Below are 625 nucleotides of genomic sequence, written 5' to 3'. Positions count from 1 at the left end.
TATTGGGAAAGAGCGCATAGTTCTGGAACACCATGCCGATGCGGCGCTTTTCTACCGGCACGCGCTCGACGCTTTCGCCGCCGATGGCGATGCGTCCGGTATCCGGAAAGTCGAAGCCGGCGATCTGCCTGAGCAGCGTGGTCTTGCCGCTGCCCGAAGGCCCGAGCAGCGCATAGAAGCCACCGTCGGGAAAGTCGATCGAGACATGGTCCAGCGCCTTGTGCGCGCCGAAACTGCGGGAGACGTTCGATACCTGGACGCCGGCCATTATTTCTCTCCGCCGAATTTGAAGAAGCGCGCCGTCAGCAGCATGAGCGCCATCGACACCACGATGATGATGGTCGACACCGCGTTGATCTCGGGCGTGAATCCCTTGCGGATCGCGGCGTAGATTTCGACCGGCAGTGTTGTCTGGCCTGGCGTCGACAGGAAATACGAGACCACGAACTGGTCGAAGGAGACAGCGAATGCGAACAGTCCGCCGGCGATCACGCCAGGCATGATCCAGGGCAAAGTTACGCGCACGGTAACCTGCCACTGATTGGCGCCGAGCGAACGCGCCGCTTCTTCCAGCTCCGGCGCGAAGGTTTGCAGGCGGGCGGACACGACCACGATGACGTAGGGC

The 625-nt window shown here is 61.9% G+C and carries 2 protein-coding genes; both read right to left on the bottom strand.

The window, feature by feature from the left end; translation table 11 throughout:
- Positions 1-268: ATP-binding cassette domain-containing protein (locus EOA60_RS36120; RefSeq protein ID WP_164899932.1), on the bottom strand; the 268-nt coding region annotated here is incomplete at its 3' end.
- A partial coding sequence (locus tag EOA60_RS36115; protein ID WP_128312785.1) for an ABC transporter permease subunit occupies positions 268-625 on the bottom strand: 358 nt, incomplete at its 5' end. The genes EOA60_RS36115 and EOA60_RS36120, both read right to left, overlap by 1 nt.

The sequence above is a fragment of the Mesorhizobium sp. M1A.F.Ca.IN.020.06.1.1 genome (assembly GCF_004023265.1).
Lineage (GTDB): Bacteria > Pseudomonadota > Alphaproteobacteria > Rhizobiales > Rhizobiaceae > Mesorhizobium.
The sequence above is the reverse complement of the archived record's forward strand: the minus strand, read 5'-3'. Positions and strand labels throughout refer to the sequence as shown.